1 protein-coding gene is annotated in these 2,687 nt (G+C 68.9%); it reads left to right on the top strand.

Annotated elements, in window-relative coordinates; translation table 11 throughout:
• A partial coding sequence (locus tag CRT60_RS36010) for a beta strand repeat-containing protein (protein ID WP_161957925.1) occupies positions 1–2,687 on the top strand: 2,687 nt, incomplete at both ends.

Below are 2,687 nucleotides of genomic sequence, written 5' to 3'. Positions count from 1 at the left end.
TGATCGCCGGGCTGGAGATCCTCGTCGGCAACTCCGGTTCCGACATCGTCACGTTGAGCGACGGCGGCAACACCACGCTGCTGCGCATGCTGGAGACGCTGACCGGCGGTGCCGGGCTGGACGCCATCACCATCGGCAACCGTGGCTCGACCATGCTGGCGTCGAACCTTGAGACGCTGGTCGGCGGCTTTGCGCTGGACGTGATCGGGCTTGGCACCGGCGGCAACACGCTGCTGGTGTCGCAGCTGGAGACGCTGACCGGCGGGGCCGGGCTTGACATCGTGACGCTCGCCACCGCCGGCTTCGACAGTGCGGCGGACATGAACCGGTTGTCGGGCACCAGCGGCAACACGCTGCTGGTCTCCGGGCTGGAGACGCTGACCGGATCGAGCGGTACGGACGTGGTCTATCTCGGCTCGGCCGGCAACACCCTGCTGGTGTCGGGCTTGGAGATCCTGGTCGGCGGGACAGGCAACGACGCGGTGACGCTGGGCGACGGCGGCAACACCGTGCTGCTGCGCGGCATCGAGACGCTGACCGGCAGTGCCGGCACCGATCTGCTGTTGCTGGGCGACACCGGCAACACGGCGACCGTATCGCTGTTCGAGACCATCCTCGGCGGCACCGGCAATGACCTCATCACCCTCGGGTCGACCGGCAACACGCTGGTTGTGCTGGGTATCGAGACGCTGCTGGGCGGGGCCGGCCTTGACGTGGTGACGCTGGGGTCCGGCGGCAGCAGCTTGGTGGTGGCCCAGCTTGAGACGTTGCGGGGTGGGGCCGGTCTGGACGTGGTGACGCTCGGCACCGGCGGCATGACGCTGACGGTGTCGGCCATCGAAACCATCACCGGCGGTGCGGCGACCGATGCTCTCACCATCGGGTCGGGCGGCATCACGCTACAGGCGACCGCGCTCGAAACCATCATCGGCGGCGACGGTCTGGATTTGGTCTTCCTGGGCGGTGTCGGCAGCACCCTGCTGGCATCGGCGCTCGATATCCTTGTCGGCGGCAGCGGTCGGGATGTCATCGCGCTGGGCTCAGGCGGCAACACGCTGCTGCTGCGCGCGATCGAAACGCTGACCGGCGGGGCGGGCAGCGATGCCGTCACCATCGGCGACACCGGCTCCACCATGCTGGTGGGTGCGGTCGAGACGCTGACCGGCGGGACCGGGCTGGACATCGTCGCATTGGGTTCGAGCGGCAACACGCTGACGGTGTCGCTCCTCGAAACGCTGACCGGTGGGGCAGGCAGCGACGTGGTCGCGGTCGGCACCCTGGGGGTGACCCTGGTGGTCAATGCCCTTGAAACCCTGTTGGGCGGCACGGCATCCGAACTCATCTTCCTCGGTTCGGGCGGATCGACGATCTCGGCGTCGGGCATCGACACCCTGATCGGCGGCGTCGGCACGGATGTCGTGACGCTGGGTTCGGCGGGCAACACCATCCTGCTGCGCGGCATCGAGACCCTGATCGGCAACGGCGGTATCGACGTGCTGACGCTCGGCGATACCGGCAGCAGCTCGACGGTTTCGCTTTTCGAGACGATCGTCGGCGGCCTCGGCAGTGACCTCATCGCCCTCGGCACGGCCGGCAACACGCTGGTGGTCACGGGTGTCGAGACATTGGTCGGCGGGAGCGGCACCGACATCGTGACCATCGGCACCGCCGGCGGCACGCTGCTGGTGTTCGGTATCGAGACGCTGATCGGCGGCACGGGCCGGGAGGTCATCTTCACCGGTTCGGCGGGAGCGGCCCTGACCGTCTCGGGCGCGGACTTCGTGATCGGCAACTCCGGCACCGACGTGCTGACCCTGGGGTCGGCGGGCAACACCACCACCATCCGCGGCATCGAGACGCTGATCGGCGGCACCGGCACCGACCTTGTGTTCCTGGGCGACACCGGCAACACGATGACGCTGGGTTCGGGCGTCGAGATTCTGGTCGGCGGTGCCGGCACCGATGTGCTGACCATCGGCGCGTCGGGTGGCACCCTGCTGACCCGCGGTGTCGAGACGCTGATCGGCGGTGTCGGCACCGACGTCGTCACGCTCGGCGACACGCCGAACACGGTCACCGTCACCGGCATCGACAGCCTGACCGGCGGTGCCGGCACCGACGTCGTCTTCATCGGCCCGGCCGGCGTGACGATGACGGTCTCGGGCGTCGAGTTCCTGATCGGCGGCGCCGGTTCGGACGTCGTCACCCTGGGGGCGGGCGGGGCGACCGCCACCGTCCGCGGCATCGACACCCTGTCTGGTGGTGCCGGCAGCGATCTGGTGATCCTGGGCGACACCGGCGTCACCATGCGGGCCGAGAGCGGGATCGAGATCATCGTCGGCGGTGCCGCCACGGACGTGGTCAGCTTCGGCAACGGCGGTTCGACCGTCCTGCTGCGCGGCATCGAGACGCTGACCGGCGGCACCGGCATCGACACGATCACGTTGGGCGATACGCCGAACACGGTCACGGTCAGCGGCATCGACAGCCTGACCGGCGGTGCCAACACCGACATCGTCCTCACCGGTTCGGCCGGCGTGACGATGACGGCCTCGGGCGTCGAGTTCCTGATCGGCGGCGCCGGTTCGGATGTTGTTACCCTGGGTGCGACGGGCAACACCGTCATCACCCGCGGCATCGACACCATGATCGGCGGTGCCGGCAGCGACCTGGTGATCCTGGGCGAC

It is taken from the genome of Azospirillum palustre (genome assembly GCF_002573965.1).
In the GTDB taxonomy this organism is placed as follows: domain Bacteria; phylum Pseudomonadota; class Alphaproteobacteria; order Azospirillales; family Azospirillaceae; genus Azospirillum; species Azospirillum palustre.
Note: the sequence above shows the minus strand (reverse complement) of the source record. Positions and strands in the feature narration are given on the sequence as shown.